This is a genomic window from Stieleria magnilauensis (assembly GCA_007753675.1).
Lineage (GTDB): Bacteria > Planctomycetota > Planctomycetia > Pirellulales > Pirellulaceae > Stieleria > Stieleria magnilauensis.
Window position 1 is genome coordinate 3,996,457 of sequence record CP036432.1, and the last position, 21,753, is coordinate 4,018,209.

14 protein-coding genes are annotated in these 21,753 nt (G+C 60.3%); 6 read left to right on the forward strand and 8 right to left on the reverse strand.

Annotation, left to right across the window (positions count from 1 at the left end; translation table 11 throughout):
- Positions 1-324: 324 nt before the first annotated feature.
- The 6 genes from TBK1r_RS14120 to TBK1r_RS14145 form a co-directional block, all read right to left on the reverse strand.
- The gene (locus tag TBK1r_RS14120) at positions 325-531 is read right to left on the reverse strand and encodes a small basic protein (protein WP_095737120.1); all 207 of its coding nucleotides are present in this window, start codon (positions 529-531) and stop codon (positions 325-327) included.
- Between the two features lie 119 nt (positions 532-650).
- Complete coding sequence (locus TBK1r_RS14125) at positions 651-1,046, reverse strand: hypothetical protein (RefSeq protein WP_145211617.1); 396 nt, start codon at positions 1,044-1,046, stop codon at positions 651-653.
- A gap of 2 nt (positions 1,047-1,048) precedes the next feature.
- Entirely contained in the window at positions 1,049-2,347 is a 1,299-nt protein-coding gene (locus tag TBK1r_RS14130) for a beta-ketoacyl-[acyl-carrier-protein] synthase family protein (protein WP_145211620.1), read from the reverse strand.
- A gap of 22 nt (positions 2,348-2,369) precedes the next feature.
- Complete coding sequence (locus TBK1r_RS14135) at positions 2,370-2,879, reverse strand: 3-hydroxyacyl-ACP dehydratase FabZ family protein (protein WP_145211623.1); 510 nt, start codon at positions 2,877-2,879, stop codon at positions 2,370-2,372.
- Entirely contained in the window at positions 2,879-3,268 is a 390-nt protein-coding gene (locus TBK1r_RS14140; RefSeq protein WP_095737163.1) for an acyl carrier protein, read from the reverse strand. The genes TBK1r_RS14135 and TBK1r_RS14140 overlap by 1 nt, the downstream gene beginning before the upstream one ends.
- A gap of 85 nt (positions 3,269-3,353) precedes the next feature.
- Positions 3,354-3,845 (reverse strand): 3-hydroxyacyl-ACP dehydratase FabZ family protein, encoded by a 492-nt coding sequence (locus tag TBK1r_RS14145; RefSeq protein WP_145211624.1) that lies wholly within the window; start codon positions 3,843-3,845, stop codon positions 3,354-3,356.
- A gap of 877 nt (positions 3,846-4,722) precedes the next feature.
- On the opposite strand from TBK1r_RS14145, the gene TBK1r_RS14150 reads away from it, so the two are divergent.
- The 3 genes from TBK1r_RS14150 (at position 4,723) to TBK1r_RS14160 (ending at position 9,796) form a co-directional block, all read left to right on the forward strand.
- The gene (locus TBK1r_RS14150) at positions 4,723-7,611 is read left to right on the forward strand and encodes a DUF1553 domain-containing protein (RefSeq protein WP_145211627.1); all 2,889 of its coding nucleotides are present in this window, start codon (positions 4,723-4,725) and stop codon (positions 7,609-7,611) included.
- Between the two features lies 1 nt (position 7,612).
- Entirely contained in the window at positions 7,613-9,013 is a 1,401-nt protein-coding gene (locus TBK1r_RS14155; protein ID WP_145211630.1) for a DUF1501 domain-containing protein, read from the forward strand.
- Between the two features lie 171 nt (positions 9,014-9,184).
- Positions 9,185-9,796: a peptidylprolyl isomerase gene (locus tag TBK1r_RS14160; RefSeq protein ID WP_145211633.1), complete on the forward strand. Its 612-nt coding sequence runs from the start codon at positions 9,185-9,187 to the stop codon at positions 9,794-9,796.
- 392 nt (positions 9,797-10,188) lie between these two features.
- On the opposite strand, the gene TBK1r_RS14165 is transcribed toward TBK1r_RS14160, so the two are convergent.
- Positions 10,189-13,935 carry a 3-keto-alpha-glucoside-1,2-lyase-like domain-containing protein gene (locus TBK1r_RS14165; protein ID WP_145211636.1) on the reverse strand — a complete coding sequence of 1,249 codons (3,747 nt, stop codon included), beginning with the start codon at positions 13,933-13,935 and terminating at the stop codon, positions 10,189-10,191.
- A gap of 635 nt (positions 13,936-14,570) precedes the next feature.
- Between TBK1r_RS14165 and TBK1r_RS14170 the strand changes: the two genes are divergently transcribed.
- From TBK1r_RS14170 to TBK1r_RS14180, 3 genes are all read left to right on the forward strand, one after another.
- On the forward strand, positions 14,571-15,242 hold the full coding sequence (locus tag TBK1r_RS14170; protein ID WP_419581339.1) for an RNA polymerase sigma factor: 672 nt from the start codon (positions 14,571-14,573) through the stop codon (positions 15,240-15,242).
- Positions 15,243-15,428: 186 nt separating this feature from the next.
- Positions 15,429-16,697 (forward strand): PQQ-binding-like beta-propeller repeat protein, encoded by a 1,269-nt coding sequence (locus TBK1r_RS14175; protein WP_145211642.1) that lies wholly within the window; start codon positions 15,429-15,431, stop codon positions 16,695-16,697.
- Between the two features lie 9 nt (positions 16,698-16,706).
- Positions 16,707-18,554 (forward strand): arylsulfatase, encoded by a 1,848-nt coding sequence (locus TBK1r_RS14180; protein ID WP_145211645.1) that lies wholly within the window; start codon positions 16,707-16,709, stop codon positions 18,552-18,554.
- Between the two features lie 187 nt (positions 18,555-18,741).
- On the opposite strand, the gene TBK1r_RS14185 is transcribed toward TBK1r_RS14180, so the two are convergent.
- Positions 18,742-21,723, reverse strand: a complete 2,982-nt coding sequence (locus TBK1r_RS14185; protein WP_145211648.1) for an exo-alpha-sialidase — start codon at positions 21,721-21,723, stop codon at positions 18,742-18,744.
- Between the last annotated feature and the right edge of the window lie 30 nt (positions 21,724-21,753).

The following is a 21,753-nucleotide window of genomic DNA, read 5'->3' on the forward strand; positions in this document are numbered from 1 at the left end:
CCGGGTTGAGGGAGTTGGCGACTGGCGGGTTCGCCCCGCGACGGGCATGCCAAAAAGGCCCCACATGCATCCCTACTCGACTCGGCCACGCCGTCGTCTCGGACGGCCGAAGCGATTGCGCCACGACATTCGCCGGTAGGCGGCGGGCGGCGGGGGATGCAGGGGCAAACGTTTCCGAAGACGTAAGTTGTACGCGAACGCCGGGGCATTCCGGCAGGCCAAACGGCGAAGAAAAAAGCCGTGCGCGAAAGAATTCGCTCACGGCTTGATCGTTCGTGCGGCAACGCACAGCCGAAGCTGAACGTGCGCGACAACTGGGCTCGACTACTTTTTGTCGTCGTCGGCTTTCTTGACCTTCTTCTTCTTCTTCAGCGAGACCTTGACCACACGCACCTTGGGCATGCCCAGGATGGCTTCGTCTTCGTTGAATTTCTCAAGTCGTTGCAACTGGGCGATCCGCTCGGCTCGGGTCAGCACGTTCCGCGCTTTGATCGCCCCAGCTTTTACCTTCAGGCTGCGATCGAGCGTCATGGTAGCTTCCTCGGGGGAGGGAAATTGGGGTTTTGAAGTGGTTTCGAGCCGCGAAGGTTAATGCCTGGGGCCGGAATCCGCAAGGTTGAGCGGCGAATTTTTACCACCGGGGGGCAGGCTCACTTTTTCAAGTAACCGGCGCTCGTCTGGAAATACTTTCGCCGCCGAACGACATGTCGGTCGGCATCGGACGCGGCCACCAAATCCGCCAGATTGGCCTGGCAGTAGCGGCACTCCGCGGTCTCCAGATGGAAACGGATGTAGTCCGATTGCTCGTCCGACAACGTCTCCAGCAAGAACTGCCCCAGCTCCTCTCGCGAGGGGCACGAAAGCCGTCCGCGTCGCCAAATCGCCCCCAGCGTGTGCAACCCCGCGTTCTCGCGGCCACGCACGGCGATCAACCGCTGCCGCAACTCCGTGTCCTCCCGCAATTGCCCCTCCAATGCCGTGGACCGCTCATCCGAGAGCGCCTCGTCGAGGAACGCGACCAGTTCGGCATCGGTGAATTCGGGCATCGCTAGACGTCGCGACTGAGGCACAGGGTGACGTTTTGGCCTCCAAAGCCAAAGCTGTTGTTCAAGGCGTACTTCACGTCCGCCGGGCGGGCTTCGTTGGGAACATAATCCAGATCACAAGCGGGATCGGGGTTTTCGTAATTGATCGTCGGCGGCAGCACCGAGTCGCGCATCGCCAACAGGCACACGATCATCTCGGTCACGCCCGCCGCGGCAATCAGGTGTCCCATCATGCTCTTCGTGCTGCTGACGGGAACCTTGGCCGCATCCTCACCAAAAACTTCGTGACAGGCCAACGATTCGACTTTGTCGTTGACCGTGGTGCTGGTCCCGTGGGCGTTGACGTAACAGATGTCGGCGGGTTTCAGGCCGGCGTCGGCGATCGCCATCCGCATCGCAGCGATCCCTCCGTGGCCGTCGGGCGGGATATCGGTGATGCGATAGGCATCGGCGGTCGTTCCGTAGCCGGCGATTTCACCGTAAATCGTCGCCCCGCGGGCCTTCGCACGGTCCAGATCTTCCAAGATCACCATCGCCGCCCCTTCCCCGAGTACGAAGCCGTTGCGCAGCCGGTCGAACGGACGGCTGGCCTTGGTGGGCTCATCGTTGCTTTCGCTCAGCGCGGTCAGCAGGTTGAATCCCGTCACGCCGAAGGGGTGAATCATGCTGTGCGTCCCGCCGGCCAACATCACGTCGGAGTCGCCGCGGCGGATCATTTCGGTCGCTTCGCCGACCGCTTGGCTGCTGGCCGCACAGGCGGTCAGGCAGTTCATGTTGGGGCCTTGCGCGTTGAACAGCGTCGCCAGATGAGCCGCCGGCATGTTCGGCTCCTGTTCCAGCTCGCTGGCCGGATCGAGCAGCTCCAGCCCGCGGGCGATGAATTTCGACGCATCAAATTCCCCGCCGGCCATCGCCGCGGTCATCATCTGACTGAACGTGTTGAAATCCTGGTTCCCTTCACCGCTGCCCAGATAAACGCCGAAGCGAGTCGGATCGGTGATCGTTTCCAAGATGCCGCTGTCGGCCATCGCCTGTCGGGCGGCCCCGATGGCGAATTTGGTGTGGCGACCGAGGGTTTTGGGACGGCCCGGCGGCATGTCCTCTTCGGCCAACTCCCAATCTTTGACCTCGGCGCTGATTTTGGTCGGAAACCCGCTGGCGTCGAACAGGGTGGTGTAGCCGACGCCGCTTTTGCCCGCTTGAAGCCCGGCCCACACCGTATCGACGTCATGCCCCATCGGGTTGACCATGCCGATCCCGGTGACGACGACGCGACGGCGGTCTTTGTGATCACGCTGCATGCTGACTTCTCGGCGCTGGAATCTAATTGAGTTTATCGTAGGTCGGGAATCGATTTCCGTTGGCGTCGACCGCCACCGAAAAGAACTTCATGATCTGCAGCATTCCCCTTAAATCGTCCGGCTCGAACAACGGACCGTCGATCAAATAGCCATCTTCGAGAAATGCGAACATCAAATCGATCTCCGCTTGAATCTCGCCGTCGCAGTGGCTGGTGCTGGTGACGGTGCCGCCATTTTCCTGAACGGCGTCCATTCTGACTTCGTAGTTCAACGTGGTTCCGTTGAGCGCGGGCGCATGAAACTTCGCTCGCCCGACCTTGGCCAAGACGACGCGTTTGTCAAACAAAAAATGCTCCGCCACCAGGATCCCGCCCAGCTGAGCCATCCCCTCAATGATCAGGGTCGGCGGCAAAAACGGGTATCCCGGGCAATAGTCGTCGACGGCTTCTTCAGCCAAGCTGATGTTCTTGATGCCCTTGGCGTGCGAGCCAGAGACAAATTCGGTGAACCGATCGACCCAGAACCAGCGCATCAGTCGTTGACCTTGGCTCCGACGTAACGGCACAGATCGCCGACGGTCAGCAGATTGCCGAAGTTCTGCACCTTCGGATCGGCTTCGAAGTCGCTCAAATCAGCCCAGGGCATGCGTTTTTTCAGTTCGGCCAGTCCGTCGGCGGTGACCACACCGTCCTGAACGTATTGGCTGTTGGTCAAAATGTCTTCGGGAGACAATTCTTCACGCGGAATCTGGATGTCGAATGCCTTTTCCAGCTTAAAAACGATGTCCAGGAAGTCGATCGATTCGGCACCCAGGTCGCCGACCAGGGTGGCGTCCATCGTGACCTCGTCATCGTCAACGCCCAACGCGTCTTCGAGTGCCGATTGAACCTTCGCGAAAATTTCGTCTTCTGTCAGAGCCATCTCGTGTTTTCCTTTGCAAATGCTTTTCTGCACATCCCGCCCAGGGGGTCAGTCCCCCGGTTCAAAACTGGACCTGCAGATGAAACTAGGTGGTTGGATTGGGGGTGAACGAAACGTCACCGAACAACTCTTTGAACTGCTTTTTTGCCCGCCGAATGACGTCCGCGTCTGTACCAGTCTCCGGCGGCTCGATGCTACCCGAACGTTCCAAAATCAGCCGCGCCGCGACGGTCACCCGCCCCTGTTTTTCGGCGGTCGCCTTGACGGTGATCAGCCCGTCGGCCTCCTTGACGCGCTCTGCGGTGACCTGAAGCGTTTCGTCGGGCGACAGGAAGTCGCCGAATTTCACGTTGCGGACTTCACGCAGTAGCACCAGTGGCGAGGCAAAATCGTCTCCCGTTCGGATCATCCAGACCGCGGCTTGATGCAAGGCTTCGAGCATCATCACGCCCGGCATCACGGGAAAACGCGGAAAGTGATCTTTCAAATATTCCTCATCCGCTCGCAAGGTGCGTTCAGCCACGATCCGTTGTCCGGGATCCAGGCTGACGATGCGGTCGAGTTGGCGATACTTCATGAAACGGCAATGATGAACCAAGAATCAGTGGGCACGGCGTCTTGCCATCTCGATGCGATTGTCAGCCCTGGACGCGTTTTCACTCTCTCCAGCCATCGGCTGTTGAGACCTTCACGCTTGAGTTTGGATGGGTATCGGCAGCGGTAATGTCAGCCGATTCGGAAAACTCAATGTTTTCCGCAGCCACAAAATAGTGATCTGGGCAAATTCGCTCAACCACAGCACGACGAAGTCCGCAAAGAGTCGTCAAGGTTTTGACACGCCCCCTCCCGCCAGACCGCCCCCAGCGGCCTATCGATTGAAGCCCGCACGCGCTACCAAGGGACCACCCGACGCCCGGCGTTAACCGTCTGCCCATCGGGGACAGACCCCAGACCCATCGGGGACAGACCCCAAGCCCATCGGGGACAGACCCCAAGCCCATCGGGGACAGACCCCAGACCCATCGGGGACAGACCCCAAGCCCATCGGGGACAGACCCCAAGCCCATCGGGGACAGACCCCAAGCCCATCGGGGACAGACCCCAAGCCCATCGGGGACAGACCCCAAGCCCATCGGGGACAGACCCCAAGCCCATCGGGGACAGACCCCAAGCCCATCGGGGACAGACCCCGGAACCCGTCGGGGACAGACCCCAGTGCCCGTCGGGCGAGGAATTAGGGCAGATGGGACAACTAGGACTTATGTGTCCCATCGGTCCCATAGGTCCTATTCGCCCCCTGGCATCCCGGCGCAGCGTCCCGGGGTCTGTCCCCGGACCCTCGGCGCGGAACCTCCGGGGTCTGTCCCCGGTGGGAAAATTGGCGTGGCGGGGGGATTCCTGCTAGGCTACGGGGCCTTCCTTTTGCATCGCCGTCTCCCCGATAGCCCGCCCCGATGCGATTCTCCACTTCTGCTCGCTGCCTCCTCTCCCGCATTGTGGCTTCGGCGTTGTTTGCGTTGCTGTTCTCTGTCGCGGGGACTGCGACGGCGATCGACGCGGACTCCGAAGCGTTCTTTGAAACCAAGATCCGCCCGGTTCTCGTCAAGCACTGCTACGAATGCCACTCCGGCGAATCCGAAGCAATCGGCGGGGCTCTGTGGCTGGACAGCGCCACGGCGATGCGTGATGGCGGGGAGAGTGGACCGGCGATCCGCCCCGGTGATGCCGACGCGAGCTTGCTGATTTCCGCGATCCGCTACGAATCCAGCGAAATGCCACCGGACGCACCGCTTCCAGCCGCGGTGGTCGACGATTTCGTCCGCTGGATCGACGCCGGCGCGATCGACCCGCGAACAAAATCCGCCAACGGGTCGCCCCGTCCGGCCGCTGATGAAATTGATTTGCAGCTGGGACGTCGGTTCTGGGCCTTTCGCCCCCTGACCGATTTCCGCAAACCACTTTCGCCAGCATCCGAAGCGGCGATCGGCGAAAACGTGATCGACCACCAGCTCGACAAACAACTTTCTGAACACGGAATCGACCCGGTCGGCACCGCGCCCGCCGAGATTCGGTTGCGGCGATTGGCCTTTGACCTGACCGGTTTGCCGCCGTCCGAATCCATCCAGCGGCGCTGGGCGGAATCGCCGACTGAAGAAACGTGGGTCCAACTTGTCGACGAACTGCTCGGCTCTCGCGCCTTCGCCCAGCACTGGGCGCGGCACTGGATGGACGTCGCCCGCTACGCCGACAGCAATGGCAGCGACTTCAACGCGACCTTCCACGAAGCCTGGCGCTACCGTGACTACTTGATCGATTCGTTTGACAGCGATCGGCCGCTGGACGAAATGATCCGCCAGCAAGTCGCCGGCGACCTGTTGCCCGCCGCGACTGACCAACAACGTCATGACAACATCGTCGCGACAACGTTCCTGATGCTCGGCCCCAAGATGCTCAGCGAGCGGGCCAAAGAGAAATTGACGTTGGACGTGGTCGACGAACAGATCGACACGGTCGGCCGCGCGTTCCTAGGCATGACGCTCGGATGCGCCCGTTGCCACGACCACAAGTTCGACCCGATCCCCACCGAAGATTACTACGCGTTGGCTGGGATTTTCAAAAGCACCCAAACCCTCAACGGCGAATCGCAAAAATACGTCAGCACCTGGAATCGCGTCGAATTGCCGACCACGCTCGAACACCGGCAAGCACTCGACCAGCACCGCACAACGGTCGCTGCGATCGAGGGCCAAGTGAAGGAAGCGACACACGCATTGCAACTGGCAAAGGACGGTGAAAACAATGGAATCATCGTCGACGACCGCGACGCGACCAAGATCGGCGACTGGGTGGGATCCACGTACACGAAAGGTTTCATCGGTTCGGGTTACGTCCACGACAACAACACCAACAAGGGATCGCTGTCGATCGAGTTTCGCAAACGTCTGCCGGCCGGCGGACGCTACACCGTGCGATTTGCCTACAGCAGCAGCGACAGTCGGGCCGCGAAAATTCCGGTCACCCTCATCACCGCCGAGGGAAGCGAATCATTGATCGTCGACCAGCGAAAACGATCGGACACGCCGCCTTGGAATGAGTTGGGAACGTTCCAGTTTTCCGCCGACCAAGACGCGGTCGTGACGATCCGCAACGACGGGACCGACGGCTATGTGATCGCCGACGCCGTCGCATTTCTGCCGGCCGATCAGGCGGAGAAGTCGGACGAATCACGGCAAGCGGCCGAGCGAATCGCTGCCGCCCAGAAACGGCTGGACGAACTGAAGAAGCAACTCGATGCCGCCAAGAAAGACGCACCGCCGCCGCTGCCGGTCGCGATGGCACCGCGAGATTTTCCCACCGACAAGATCGCCGACAGCCCCGTTCATATCCGTGGCGAAGTCAACAACGTCGGCGATGTGGTCCCACGCGGTTTCTTGCAGGTCTGTGGCCCCGGCGACGCGACGATCGAGACGCCCACCGGTAGCGGTCGGGTCGAACTGGCCCAGTGGCTGACCGATCCCGACAACCCACTGGTCGCCCGCGTGCTGGTCAATCGAATCTGGATGCACCTGTTCGGCGAAGGCATCGTGCGCACGGTCGACAACTTCGGCACCCGCGGCGATCGCCCCTCGCATCCCGAATTGCTCGATGCCTTGGCGATCGACTTCATGCGACAAGGCTGGCAACTGAAACCCTTGGTGCGGCGAATCGTTCTATCCCAGGCCTACGTTCGCAGCAGCGAGTTCGACCCGCAAGCCGACGCGACGGACCCCGAGAACCGACTGCTTTGGCGGGCGCATCGCAAGCGACTGTCGGCCGAATCGATACGTGACACCATGGTGCTTGCCGCCGGGACGCTCACGCCGGAAGAACGCACCGCGCCGGTCGCCGACAAAGGCGTGTTGGTGACGGCCAACAATGCGGTCACCAAAGCCGTCGCCTCGGGCATCGACCAACCCGTTCGTTCAATTTACCTGCCCGTGATCCGAGGCTACCTCCCTCCGCTGATGACCGCGCTCGATGCGGCCGACCCCGACTTGCTGGTCGGCAAGCGACCGACGACGAACGTGCCCGGCCAGGCGTTGGTACTGATCAACAGCGACGATGTGATCCGTTGGGCGCAGCAAACCGCCGACCGGATTCTGCAGTCCGAGTCGACTTGGGAGGGCCGGTTGCGGGTGGCCTATCGTCTGTGTCTTTCCCGACAACCCTCCCCCAGCGACTTGGACATCGCCGAACACTACGTCGGGATTTCCCAGTCCCTGACCGACGACCAACTCAAGCACCGCTTCGCAGACTTTGTCGCCGCGATCTTTGCCTCGACCGAATTTCGAATGCTGGATTAAGATGCCTGATTCCTCCACCCCGCCGCTCCAACTCGGCCGCCGCAGCCTGCTCGCACAGGCCGGTTTTGCGATGGGGTCGCTGGCCGTTTCCGCACTGACGCCGATCGGAGCACGGGCGACCGGTGCGATCGACCTGAACGCCGGGTCGCATCCGAAGCCTCGCGCCAAACGCGTCATCTTTCTGTTCATGCACGGCGGGCCGAGCCACGTCGACACGTTTGATTACAAACCGCGACTGGCAACCGATGACGGCAAGCCGCTGCCGTTTGACCTGCCGCCGAACCTGGACGCCGTCCCCAAGCTGATGAAGGGGCCATGGGAATTCTCGCGCCGCGGACAGTCGGGATTATGGGTCAGTGAACTGTTGCCGCGCATGGCCACGCTGGCCGATTCGCTGTGCGTGATCCGCAGCATGCACACGCGCGGTCAGTCCCACGGTCAAGCCGTCGGGATGATCAACACCGGCAGCGACAACCTGGTCCGGCCGAGCGTCGGCGCGTGGCTCAGTTACGCGCTCGGCAGCGGGCATCCCGATCTGCCGGCACACATTGCGATCGGCCCGGCCACCGCGCACGGCGGACCGCGCAACTACGGCGCCGCGTTTTTGCCGGCGATGCATCAGGCGACCGCGATCGGCAGCAACGGCAAACCGGGAACCGCCAAGATTCCTCATCTGACGGGAGCATTGAATTCCGATCGCGTGGATCGACGGATCGAGATGCTCGCCGCGCTCAACGCGAACCATCTTTCCCAAAGCGGCCCGGATCGTGAAATCGAGGGTGCGATCCAGGCGGTCGATCTGGCGCGACGCATGCGATCGGCCGCGCCGGACGTTTTTGATTTGGACTCCGAAACCCAGGCCACCGAGCAGGCGTATGGGATCGACGAAACAGCGACCCGCGAATTCGGCCGAAGCTGTCTGTTGGCGCGACGATTGGCCGAAAGTGGCGTGCGGTTCATCACGGTGTCCAGCGGACAGGTCTGGGACCAACACAGTAATTTACAAACGGGACATGAGAAAAACGCGTTGGCGACCGACAAACCGATCGCGGCGTTGATCACCGACCTGAAGCAACGCGGTCTGTGGGACGACACCTTGATCGTCTGGGGCGGCGAATTCGGGCGGACGCCGGTCGTGCAGGGATCCAACGGCCGCGATCACAACCCGCAAGGTTTCTCCGTGGTGCTGTCCGGCGGTGGGGTGCGGGGCGGGTTTGCCTACGGCCAAACCGATGAGTTCGGCTACTATGCCCGAGAAGACCGGGTCCACATGCACGACCTGCATGCGACGATTCTGTATCTGATGGGGATCGACCACAAACAGCTGACGTATCGCTACGCCGGACGCGATTTCCGGCTGACCGACGTCCACGGCAAAGTCGTCGACGGCATCGTGGCATAGCCTGTTTGGGCCGATATTTCCCGACCGGCGGGACACTTGGGGGGCACCGTTTCGCCACTGGCCAAACCTGGCGACATGGCGATAATGTGGACCCAAAGGAGCGGCCCTGTCGGCCGATCCGCTAGTTCGTTCCCCGTCTTGCCTGTAGACTCCCCGCCATCGGAACTCCCCATGCTACGAACCCTAACCGCATTGGCTCTCGCAGCCACCTTCCTGACCATGACCAACGAAGCATCCGCCAAATCCGCCTCTGAAGCAGAAGTCACCCACAAAGTCTATTTCGACATCGAGATCAACGGCGAGCCCGCCGGCCGGATCGTGATGGGCTTATTCGGCGAAGACGTCCCAAAAACCGTCGAAAACTTCCGCGCCCTCTGCACCGGCGAAAAAGGTGTCGGAAAGATGGGCAAGCCCCTGCACTACAAAGGCAGCAAGTTTCACCGCGTGATCACCGAGTTCATGTTGCAAGGCGGTGACTTCACGGCCGGAAACGGAACCGGTGGTGAGAGCATTTACGGTGAAAAGTTTGCCGACGAAATATTCGCCTTCCCGCACGATGAAGTCGGATTATTGAGCATGGCCAACGCCGGCCCGAACACCAACGGCTCGCAGTTCTTCATCACCACCGTCAAGACGCCTTGGTTGGACGGCAAGCACGTCATCTTCGGCCGCGTGATCGAAGGGATCGATGTCGTCAAGCGAATCGAGTCGCTCGGATCACGAAGCGGCGCGACCCGACTGCCGATCGTCATCGCCGACAGCGGTGAACTGAAAGCGGAGTAGCAGTCGATCAAGTGAGCCGACGGCGCTAGCCGCGGGCCACTTGCTTTGGCACTGAAGGAGGTAGCGGAACGGCGCGAGCCGTCCGGTTTCAGCTTGGAAACACCGTGAAAGACCGGTGGGCTCGCGCCCTACCGCTAACAATAAACACCCCGGTTGGTGTCAAAGTAAGTGGCATTAGGCTCGCGCCCAATGCCACTTCGTTTGGCATGGAACGAGGTAGCGGAACGGCGCGAAGACACCCTGAAAGACCGGAGGGCTCGCGCCCTACCGCTAACAAAAAAACACCCCGATTGAAGTCAACTTAGCGGTATTGGGCCCGAAGGCTCACACCAACCGGCTGATCATCGTTTGACTCCGGCGGTGTTCCCGTCGATCGCACCGCCGGATCCGTTTCATCGCCCCCAGCGTTTGTCGTTGGGATTGCCGGCGGTCATCAGGTAGGTCAGCAAGTCGCGAACTTCCTCGGCCGATAAACGGTCCAACAAATTCTCCGGCATCTGAGAAACCTTGGAAGCTTCGATCAGTTCCACACTGTCCGCATCGAGGTCCACCGCCTTCGCGTTTTCGTCGATCGGATAGACCGTCAAGTCGCCGTCTTCTTTCTCGACCACCAACCCGATCAGCACTTGGCCGTCGGCGGTCAGCACGCGGGAGGATCCATACTGGTCCGAGATGTCTTTGCTGGGATGAATGATGGCTTCGACCAAATAACGTTCGTCGAATTTGTTGGGGATGCTGGTCAAGTCTGGTCCGATCGCACCACCCAGTCCCGCCAAGCGATGACACGCGGCACACTTGGCGCTGAAGAACAATGACCGTCCCCGCTCAAAGTTCTTGGGACCACGGTTGGCGGCCAACGCCGCATCGACGGTCCACTTCTGGCCAGGACCTTGGGGCTCGACGATCGGAAAATCGGGCTGCGGATTAAAGTCTTCGCCGGTGATTTCCTGAAGCGCCACGCGTTGCTCGGACGAACAATTCGCCAGAGCTTCGTCGCGGATCCGCGTCAGGTAGCCGGCATAGCTCGCTCCGCCGGATGCCTTGGCGGCTTGATTGAGAAACGCGAAGTAGCTGCGTCGCTGGTCCAGCGTCCATCCGGTTCTCAAGTTTCGCAACATGAACGCGTACAAGATCTCTCGCGACGGCGGCATCGACTGGATCATGTTGTCGATCGTCCGCCCATACCCCTTGTTACGACTGGCGAGTTCAGACCACTGGGGAGGCTCCGTCGGTTGCCGGTTTTCGATCAACGCCATCGACTTGGCAATCACCGACTCGCTGCGCAGATACGTCAACACACGAATCAGTTCGGTGTTCACGTCGTCGTCGTCACTGGGCAATAGCGGATCAAGTTTGGCGATGACTTGCTGGGATTCCAGATCGGTCGGTTTGCCAAGCCGCTCAAAGACCAACGCATAGGCACGGAGCATGCCTAACATTTGCGGCGTGTTGAGCGAGTCGAGCGGCAATTGCAGCAATCCGGCCAGCGCACCGGCGCGATGGTATTCGCTGCCCATGCGTGCCAGCGCGACCGTCGCCGTGATGTGTGCTTGGGGGTCTGATTCGAGCACCGCGCGCTCGGCCCAGGTTTCCAAGGGCTGACTTTCGACCGCGATTCTGGCGGCATGACGGAGGAAACGATCGTCGCTGGAAAGCAGCGGCCAAGCGGCCTGGAGCGCATCGGGTGACACGATGCCATGAAACGCTTCCAGCGATCGACGCTGTTTCCGCGCAGCCTCCGCCGCGGGATCGATCGCCGTCGGACGCTCCCGAGATTCGTCACCGACATAGCGGACACGATACAGGCCCGATTGTGTGCCCCGTCCGCCGACGGCGAAGTAGAGCGCGCCGTCATGACCGATCACGGCGTCGGTCAACGGCAGCGGCGATCCGTACAGAAACGGCTCCGCCTCGCCACGGTATCCGGCCCCATCGGGTTTCAAGTGAATCGCATACATCGTGCCGAAGGTCCAATCGCAGGCGAACAGGGCGTCGCGATAGCGTGTCGGAAAATCGGCTTCCAATCCCGAGACCATGCCGGTCGGCGATCCCGGTCCGATTTCGACCACCGGTGGCAGTGAATCTTCGTAGTAGGTCGGCCACTTTCCCGACCCGCTTCGCCAACCATAATCCGCGCCGCTAGCCGCCAAACAAATCCGCGTCGGTCGATACCACGGCAAACCGAGATCCCATTCCATGTCGGCGTCGTAAGCGAACAGATCACCGTGTCGGTTCAGTGCGATGTCATACTGGTTTCGAAACCCAATCGTGCGAACGACTTGTTGTTTCGACGCGACGTCCAATTCCGTGACCCAGCCGCCGGGCGCCAAACGACCGCGGGCGTGCCCGTTGGAATCCCACATCCGCGGCAACAAATGGCCTTCGTACCAAGTCGGCACGCGACTGCGACTGTGACTGGCCAACGGTGCCGCGTTGCCTCCGTCCAAATAAAGTCCCTTTCCGTCCGGCATCGGCAACACAGCGTGATTGCCATGCTCACCGCCGCCGGTGGTTCCGGGATAAGTTTCCGCCACGTCCAAGACGTCGTCACCATCGGAATCACTCAGCCGCATCAGGTTCCCACCGTTGCGATGAAACCACAGACTGTCCTGCGCCCAGTGCAAGCCCTGCGCCCCGGAGACACCCGCGAGCTGCCCTTCGGAAACCTTTTCGATCGTCGGCGCTGTTCCCGGTCGCAGCGTCACGCGGTACAGCCCCGCGCCGCCTTGGTCAGACGCATACAAACGGCCTTGGGGATCGGTCGCCAACGAAACCCAACTGCCCTGTTCCTTCGGCACCTCGTAAATCTGTTCGACGACAAACCCCGCCGGCGCATAGATTTCTTGGGGACGAAGGGTCGCCCGGCCGCCGGCATCCGCACCCTCAGAAGTCGGAATCCCCCAAGGGCCCGCACCGATCGCGGCGATGGTTTTGACACTCGCCCAGCCCGAATCGTCGAACCCAACGGCGTTCCAATCGTCCGTTTGCGTTTCGGAACGCTTCCACGTCTGGTCGGTCACGATTGAAGTGGAATTGCCGTCGGAATTGTCCAGCGTCAACTTGGCGACCAACGCCGCCACACCGCCTTCGTTCTGGCCGGCGATCGCGATCACATTGCGACCGGGCTGAAGCAGCTTGGCAACATCCTGATCGATCGGCGACTGCCAGGCGTCGCTCTTGGCCACCTGCTTTCCGTTGAGGAAGACAGTCATGCGGTTGTCACAGGTGGCGTACAAGCGGGCGTTTTTCACCCTCGATGCGGCTTGAAACGATTTTCGAAACCAGACCTTTTGATTCCCTGCCGACTTGTCGGCCCAGATCCATTGGGGCTGCGGCGATTGCTTGAGCCAGGTTTCTGCATTCGGTTTGGGGGCCGCTTCGTCCGCACCACGCTCGGTCGCCGCCTTGGCGGATGACGTCGAATCAATCGCAGCCTGCAAGACCCGTTGTGCCTCGGCACCCTCGAGCGGTCGCAGCAGCAGATTACGGTACTCCGCCTTCATCGCGGGTCCTTGATGAAGTTGCAGCCCCAACAATCCGGACCGCTGGGCATCCGGGTGATGGTCCGTGACATCGACCGTGGTGACGCCATTGATCTGATGAATCATCCGGTTGCCGACGGCGACGATGACCAGTTCATTCCACTGCTCGGTCACGATCCCACCAAGCGGCGTCAAGGCCTCCGTCACGTCGGACTTGCCGTCCACGGAAATGGTCACGCGCTGACCTCCGGTGGCGATGATCCCACGCCCCGTTTTTTCGCCGTACATCATGCCCATGTATTCGGGTTTGGGATGCAGGTCGGCCTGATAGCCACGCAGCGCCAACTGTTTTTCGTCTGCCAGTGCACTGCGATACTGGACGCCGGAATTATTTCCTTCGAAACGAACCAGGCAGCGAAACTCAAAATCGCTGACCTCGCCGCCCTGCCAAATCAGAAACGTATTGGTAGGAACCGGATTTTCTTTCGTCGATTCCCCGACAATCGCCCCGTCACGAACCGACCAAAAGGCAGCCAATCCCTTCCACTGGGAAAGATCCTCGCCGTTGAACAGGACTTGGTACTTCGGCCCCTCGCACCATCCGAACGTCGCGGTGCAGGCGAGCAGCCCTAATAGTATTAATCGCAGTTGTCGCATCGAATTTCGTTTCCGCTGTGAAGTCGTTTCGGTGTGTCGATCGGCACTCAATCATCTGGGGCAACGCCGGCTGACCCGAACCATGAATGCGTCGGAAAAATGCAGTGGCCGGTGTTCGTCCTCGACGTTGTCCGTCGCTATAGATCTTAGCTGGTTCATTTCAGAAAGGGTGACGGCGAACACCAGCAGAATCGCCAGCAGAATCGGCCGGGCGTCACGAACCGGCTGGTGTCAGTTGATGATCAGCGATTTGGCGCGAGCCTACGGGCCCTGCACTGGTCAACACCTTGTCGCTTTAGCGGTATTGGCCGCGTGGATCCTTGCAAACGCGTGCGGGCTTGACTCGACAGCCCGCGAGCCCTCCCAGGTCTCGCTTCGCCCCGCCCGGCTGCCAGGAGGGTAAAAGGCGAAAACGGCGCGACAAGAACCCATGACATGGGGGGATGTCGGCACCGAAAGAACTGCGATCGGGGGAGCGAATTCGGCAAATCCGGCGGTCTTCGGCGCGCGGCAAACGGCCCATCTCGGTCGCTTTGCCGCACTATTTTCCTGTGCCCGAGTGTAAGTGGCGGACTCGATGCCGTTTAGACGATTTAACAACCCTCTTGTTTTCGCCTACCTCATCGACCGATTCAATGATCGCCCCCAGCCACTTTCACCATCCCGATGATGTCGATGCCCAGTTGATGCTCAGGATCAAGAACGGCGAGAGCGATCTTTTTGACCGCCTGGTGCGACGCAATCGTACGACGGTGCTGCGCTTCATCCGGCATTTCCAGGCCCCCAGTGTGGTCGACCCGGAGGACCTGACCCAACAGGTTTTTCTGCGGGTGTACAAGTCGCGGCACACCTACCAAGCGACGGCCAAGTTTTCCAGCTGGCTGTACACCATCACCCGAAACGTGGTCTCCAACACCAATCGACAACTGGCCAGGCGTCGCGAGGTTTCCATGCAAGGAACACCCGACGCCAAGTTCGAGTGGCAGACCCCGTTTGAGATTTCGGTCAACTCGGATCCGGCCCATCATCTGGTCCGCAGCGAATGCCGACTCGCTGTGCAACGCGCCATGACTCGACTGGGACAGCGTCAGCAACAGGCCCTCCGCCTGGTCCATTTTCATGGCTACAGCTATCTGGCTGCTGCGAAGGAATTGATGCTGACGGAAATGGCCCTCAAATCTCTGGTTCAGCGTGCCCGAACCGGGTTGAAAAAATCGCTGCAGCAGGAACACGGCGAAGACATTGACGATATGCTGAGAGCTTGCGCCCCCTGCCACCAAACGCCATTCGCGATCAAACGGTCGTGAATCGATCCGCCAGATTCCCCCTGTCCGATCTGATCTGATCCGACTCTGCCCTGCCCGATCCGCCCTGCCCGATCCGCAGTGGCATCAAGCGGAGGTGACGGACCAGACGGCAGGCGGTCCACGTCGGGCGGTCCACATCGGGGGCAAACCGTTCAGACCCCTTTTTCTGAAAAGAACACCATGAACATGATGCGTCCTCTGATTTGCACTGCGATCCTCGCCAGCCTGTCGCTTCCGTCCGCTTCCTACGGCGAAGACAACTGGCCGACCTTTCGCGGCGCCGACCGATCTGGGGTTTCTAGTGACACCGGTCTGTTGGACCAATGGCCCAGCGACGGCCCCGAGTTGATTTGGACGGCCGAAGGTGCCGGACGTGGTTACGCCAGCGTCGCGATCTCGGACGGCAAACTGTTCACACTCGGCGATGGACTTTCCACCGCCGATGACGATGACGAATACCTGGTGTGCTTCGATCAAAAAACCGGCCGACCGATATGGCGCAGCAAGACAGGTGTCCCGTGGACCAGCGGCAATGAATCCTGGCAAAGCTCTCGCAGCACGCCGACCGTCGATGGCGATCGCGTCTATGTCCTCACCGCGTACGGTGAATTGATCTGCTTCAGCACGACGGGCAAAGAACGATGGAGACGCCATCTGAAAGACGACTTGGGCGGCAAAAAGGCCGACGGCTGGGGCTACAGTGAATCCGTTTTGATCGACGGAGCGAAATTAATCTGCACCCCCGGCGGACCGCAATGCACGATGGCCGCCCTCGATAAGATGACCGGCGAAACCCTGTGGACCTGCGTCCGCGCAGAGGACCGTGGTGCCGGACATGCGTCGGTCGTCGTTTCAACGCTCGGTGACACAAAGGTGTATGTCCAAACGACCGGCAGCGGACCACTCGGCATTCGCGCCGATGACGGAAAACTGCTGTGGTCCTACGAGATCAAACGCACCACCGCCGTGATCCCCACCCCGATCGTCAAAGACGATTTGGTGTTCTTTTCCGCCGGTTACGGCACCGGCGGAGGCTTGCTCCGGCAAATCCCCGATGGAGACGGTGTGACCGCAGCAGAGATCTATCCTCCGAATCCCAAACTGGGAAACAAACACGGCGGCATCGTGCTCGTCGGTGATTTCCTGTACGGCGACTCGGAAGACCAGGGAGTCCCGTTCTGTGCCGAATTGATCAACGGTCGGACCGAATGGAAATCGCGTGGGTCCGGAAGAAAATCGGCCAGCATCACCGCTGCCGACGGCAAACTTTTCATCCGCTTCAGTGACGGCACCGTCGCACTCGTGCCGGCGTCACCGGACGAGTACGAGGAGCGAGGCAGTTTCAAAATCCCCGGCAGCGGCGAGCGTCCCAGTTGGGCACACCCCGTGGTCGTCGGCGGCAAACTCTATCTCCGCGAAGGCGATCAGATCCTCTGCTACGATGTCAAAAAGTAGCCGGCGATCATGATGCGCACTAAGAAGGGTCAGGAGCGTTATTGGCAACCTGGGCAATCCAGGCTTGCCTATTCTGAATTAAATGCTCCTGAACTTTTTTTCACGCTGGTTGCAGCCTTGTGTGTGTCGGCACTGGTTGCGTCTGCCCTGAACGCGGCGTCTCCGTCACGGCCCAACATCGTGTTCGTCATGACCGACGATCAAGGGTACTGGGACACTGGCGCGACCGGAAATCCGCACATCGACACGCCGAACATGAACGCGATCGCCGAACAGGGCATCCAGCTGGATCGCTATTATGCGGCGCCGGTTTGTGCCCCCACGCGAGCCGGATTGATGACCGGACGCTACTACTTGCGAACCGGGTTGTACAACACACGCTTCGGCGGCGACTCGATGGGCTTGGGCGAAATCACCGTTGCCCAACTGCTCAAGCAAGCGGGCTATCGAACCGGGCTGTTCGGTAAATGGCACCTGGGAAAATACCCCGGCTATCAACCGCAAGAGCGTGGCTTTGACGAGTTCTTTGGACACTACCACGGGCACATCGAACGGTATCAGTTTCCCAACCAGGTCTATCACAACGGACGGCCGGTCGAGGCACGTGGCTATGTCAGCGATGTTTTCACCGATGCCTCCATCGACTTCATCCAACACTCCGTCGAATCACATGACGGACCGTTTTTTTGTGCGTTGATGTTCAACGCCCCCCATTCACCGTTCCTGTTGGATACGTCGCACTATGCACAACCCGAAGGCGACAAGACGCTGAAGAAATACCTCGATCGCGGGCTTCCCATCCGCGAAGCGCGGATCTATGGATTGATCGACCGAGTCGACCAAAACATCGGACGGTTGCTCGAAGCGATCGAACGGTTCGGCGCCGCGGATAACACGCTGGTCGTGTTCACCAGCGACAACGGCGGCGTCAGCAAGTTTTGGAAAGGCGGGATGAACGGAAACAAGGCGGGAGTTTACGAAGGCGGCGTCCGGGCGCCCTGCTTTGTTCGCTGGCCGAAACGAATCAAACCGGGCCACAAAATTCAGGCTCAAACCTCACACGTCGACTGGCTGCCGACGTTTTGTGAATTGGCCGGTGTCGATGTCCCACAAGACCGAACGATCGACGGGATCAGTCTGGTTCATTTGTTGACCCACGGAGACGACAAGCCCCATCATCGGTACGTCTATCACACCTGGGATCGCTACCAACCCAACGCCGAAAAGCGTTGGTCCATCAGCGACGACCGATGGAAATTGTTGTGCCAAGTCGGCAGCTCGACGACGCCTTCGAAAACCCACTGGCGGTTGTTCGATCTGCAGGCCGATCCGGGTGAAAAGAAGAACGTCGCCCAACAGCATCCCGATCACGTGGACCGCTTGCGAACCGAATTTGTCCGCTGGTTCAACGACGTCACCGCAGGCCAATCCTATACCCCGGTCCCCGTCCCCGTCGGCGACGTCAGCGTCGACATCGAACCGAGTTGGGCGACCTGGACCGGCAAACACATCCAGTACGTTTTTGACGGTTACGACTGGGACACGATCCAGGGCTGGAAGGAACCCGGTGAACGAGCGAGTTGGAAACTGGACGTCGAGCGTGCCGGCTCCTACCGCGTTCGCCTGACCTACGGGTGCCGCCCCCTCGATGCCGGCGGCAAATTGATCTTGCGCAGCGGCGATCAACCCACCAGCCATGACGTCGTAGCCAGCGCGACCGCGGACCAATTCGAAACTCACCCCGCCGGCGTGTTGCATTTGGAACAAGGCCAGGTTGAATTGGTCGCCGAAGTCGCCACGTGTCCGGGAAACGAGCTGATGCGTTTGAACCGGATCACGTTGGAGCCGGTGGAGTAAGCGGGGCCCGTGTTCACACTTCGATGAACCCTCGCTTCGCTCTACCCCCTACGCATCAAGCGGACCTTGGGCGATGCCCAAGGCTATGGATGTAAACGGCCGTTGGCCGAAGCCATTCACTCAGAATAGATCTGACATGCAAAAGATGTGTAAACACCATCGTCCAGGGCGAAGGTGACCCAAGGAATCACTTCTCCTCGACCAACTTGCTCGGATCGATGACGACGTGTTTGACCTTTTGCCGTTTCCAGGTGTAGGTCGCATGGACCAGACCGTCGTCGGTCTGGATGATCGCCGGGTAACTGAATTCGGCGCCCTTTTCTTGTTCCAGCGTCCCGACACGTGTCCAGTGATCGCCGTCTTCGGAAATCGCCAGGTTCAACATCCCGCGTCGTCCCCAACCGCTGCTTCCGCTGCCCAGATGGTTGTAGATCAGCAAGTGACGGCCGTCGGCTAACGAAACGACTTCGATGCCCGAGTTGGGGTTCGGCAGGTCGATGGCTTTCAGAGCCGACCAAGTGGTTCCGCCGTCGCTGGAGCGAGTGCTGACGATCACGCCTTCTTTGCTTCGGCACAAGGCTTGAAGCGTGCCGTCGGCATGTTGCAGCAGGGTCGGTTGAATCGCGTTGAATTTGGACGCGTCGTTGATCGGCCCGATTCGGTTCCACGTCCCGGCGGGCTGACCACCGAGCAGATCGACTTTCTCGAAATGCACTCGCCAACCGTCATATTCGGTCGACGATCCACACAACAGACGCCCGTCACCGGTCAGGATTGGTTTGCACCGCACCGGACCGTCGATGCCTTCGGGCAATCGGACGCGATCACGGAACGTTCGCCCGCGGTCATAGCCGACCATCATCTCGCCCCACCAGCTCTGCGGGTCGGGGCCGACCTTGAAAAACAATAGCGTCGGGGCGTCGCCGGGTGGTTGAAACAGCACCGGATTCCAGCACGGATGACGCAAGCCATCATGCTGGACACCGGTCGCCACTTGCGAAGGCGACGACCAGCGGCTTCCATCGTGATAGCTGGTCCAGATCCCGACGTCCTTGTGCTTCTCTTTCGTTCCACCAAACCAGGCCGCGACCAATCCACGACTGGTCTGACAAATCGTCGATGCGTGGCATTCCTTCGTCGGCAATTTGTTGTAGATGAACTCTTCGCTCACCAAACCGGGCATGCGTGGCTCCTCCGCTTCAGCGACGATGTCCGCGGCGACCTGCTCGTCGGAATACTCAATGCAGTCGTCGTGGGCGATGTAGTAGATCCGACCGTTTTCCGCACCGACCATCAAGTCCGGCTTGCCGTCGTGATTCAAATCGCAAGCCGACGGGCTGGAGGTGTGTCCGGCGACGTTACGGCGGGCCAGATTGCCGATCCGCTTCAGGACAATCTTGCCGTCGACCGTGTCACAATTGCGATACCAGATCGCGTTCTCGGAATTGACCAACACGTCCAACCGCTTGTCGCCGTCCCAATCGACCACGGCAAGCTTGTAGCGACCGGATCCGCCGCACGATTTCTCGTTCAATCGAATCGGTTGCAACTGTTCATCGACAAACACCCGTTGCGCCTCGCCGGCGTCGGATCGCAGCGTCAAATAGCCTTCTTGATCCAGCATCACGAGGTCCAGTTTCTCGTCGGCATCAAAATCGATGACCAACGGTGTCGTCCGCCACTGGGTGAGCGCCGATTGGCTCTTGGTTCGCCACCAGTACCACGCCGGCGGAGCCTCCGTGGGCGTTCCCGCGGTCTCCGCTTCGACCATCACGCCGCCGTCGTTTCGCAACCACTGAACGCGGGAAAGGATGGAGTTGTAAACGATGTCGGGATCACCATCGTCATCCACATCGGCGACCGAAAGCGTCGTGTAGCCCCACTTCGCTTCACAGGGTCCCTGAATCGAACCACTGGGCCCGGCCATCACGCGAAACGGCGCGCTGGTTCGTCCATCGGCCGATTGCACTTCCACCAGCGAGGGTGCCGACCACTTCGGCATCCCGTTGCTGCCGGCGCCCAGGTTTTCAAAGTAAGCGATGTTGCCGGCGGTATTCCCACACAAAATGTCTTCATCGCCATCGTCGTCCCAATCGTAGGCAAAGGGCGTGGCGAGCGCACCGAATTTCAACGTGTCGGCCTGCTGCCGGAAATAACGCGGCGCGAGAAAGACCGGTTGACGTTCTCGCAGCTTGCCGGTGTTCTCGATCAACGCCACGCGACCGTCTTCGTCACCGACGATCAAGTCCATGTCGCCGTCGCCGTCCCAGTCCATCGCCTTGGGGGTGATCATTTGCAAATGCATCACCAACGGCTGCCCCAGGTTGTCATTGAGTTTGACGCCGGCAGCGTAAACCGGCCCGGTGCGCGATCCGATATTTTCGAAATACGTGAACCCGTCCAAGAACTCGCCGCACAACAGATCCAAGTCCCCGTCGCCATCAAAGTCCGCGAAGTTCGGCGACGGCCAGCCGTAGACATCGATGTCGCCACCGGCCGCGGTGAGACGTTGGGGAGTCGAGGAGTAACTCGGTTGCTCGTCCGACCCTTCGTTGTCGATGATGTAAACGTTTCCATGCAGCGGACCGTTTCGCCATCGCCCGGCCGCGTCATAGGCGTGGTCCCAACCGTAGTCCGTCCAGTCTCCCGTGCCGACGGCGATGTCTTGATCGCCGTCACCATCAAAATCGACGTAACGCCACATGTTGCCACGCACACGATTGGCATGGACGTTGGACTTGGGGTAGATCTTTTCAGGTTTGTCAAAATCGAACGCGCCGGTCGATGCGTCCCGCGGAAATTCGCTCCCCGGTTGCAAAATCCTTGGCTGCCCATCGACATAACTGACCTGCAAGTTGTGACCGGCCTTGCCGAGTCGAACGCCGGGTTTGAACACCGGCATCTTGATGCTCGGATCCTGGGTCGGGTTCTCAAAGTAATAGACGCCTCCGGACGGCTTGTCCGGACAGGCAACCAGCAGATCGATGTCGCCGTCGCCGTCGTAATCCATCGGCATCGGCCAGGCCCAAAGCCCGACTCCCAGATCGACTTCCAATCCGGGGTTGTTGTACTCGAGCGGTTGAAGCTTCCAATCCGGATCGGCGGCGTGCAGGGAACCGGTGACCAGGACGAGTCCCAGAAGCAGTAGAGGGTGGAGGTGGCGATTCATGGTTTTGTCGTGGGGATATTGGCAGAACAA

Coding starts and splice junctions, on each gene's coding strand:
- TBK1r_RS14120 (WP_095737120.1), bottom strand. CDS start 531: ATGACGCTCGATCGCAGCCTGAAGGTAAAAGCTGGGGCGATCAAAGCG.
- TBK1r_RS14180 (WP_145211645.1), top strand. CDS start 16,707: ATGATGCGCACTAAGAAGGGTCAGGAGCGTTATTGGCAACCTGGGCAA.
- TBK1r_RS14130 (WP_145211620.1), bottom strand. CDS start 2,347: ATGCAGCGTGATCACAAAGACCGCCGTCGCGTCGTCGTCACCGGGATC.
- TBK1r_RS14160 (WP_145211633.1), top strand. CDS start 9,185: ATGCTACGAACCCTAACCGCATTGGCTCTCGCAGCCACCTTCCTGACC.
- TBK1r_RS14155 (WP_145211630.1), top strand. CDS start 7,613: ATGCCTGATTCCTCCACCCCGCCGCTCCAACTCGGCCGCCGCAGCCTG.
- TBK1r_RS14135 (WP_145211623.1), bottom strand. CDS start 2,879: ATGCGCTGGTTCTGGGTCGATCGGTTCACCGAATTTGTCTCTGGCTCG.
- TBK1r_RS14165 (WP_145211636.1), bottom strand. CDS start 13,935: ATGCGACAACTGCGATTAATACTATTAGGGCTGCTCGCCTGCACCGCG.
- TBK1r_RS14175 (WP_145211642.1), top strand. CDS start 15,429: ATGATGCGTCCTCTGATTTGCACTGCGATCCTCGCCAGCCTGTCGCTT.
- TBK1r_RS14150 (WP_145211627.1), top strand. CDS start 4,723: ATGCGATTCTCCACTTCTGCTCGCTGCCTCCTCTCCCGCATTGTGGCT.
- TBK1r_RS14140 (WP_095737163.1), bottom strand. CDS start 3,268: ATGGCTCTGACAGAAGACGAAATTTTCGCGAAGGTTCAATCGGCACTC.
- TBK1r_RS14170 (WP_419581339.1), top strand. CDS start 14,571: ATGATCGCCCCCAGCCACTTTCACCATCCCGATGATGTCGATGCCCAG.
- TBK1r_RS14145 (WP_145211624.1), bottom strand. CDS start 3,845: ATGAAGTATCGCCAACTCGACCGCATCGTCAGCCTGGATCCCGGACAA.
- TBK1r_RS14185 (WP_145211648.1), bottom strand. CDS start 21,723: ATGAATCGCCACCTCCACCCTCTACTGCTTCTGGGACTCGTCCTGGTC.
- TBK1r_RS14125 (WP_145211617.1), bottom strand. CDS start 1,046: ATGCCCGAATTCACCGATGCCGAACTGGTCGCGTTCCTCGACGAGGCG.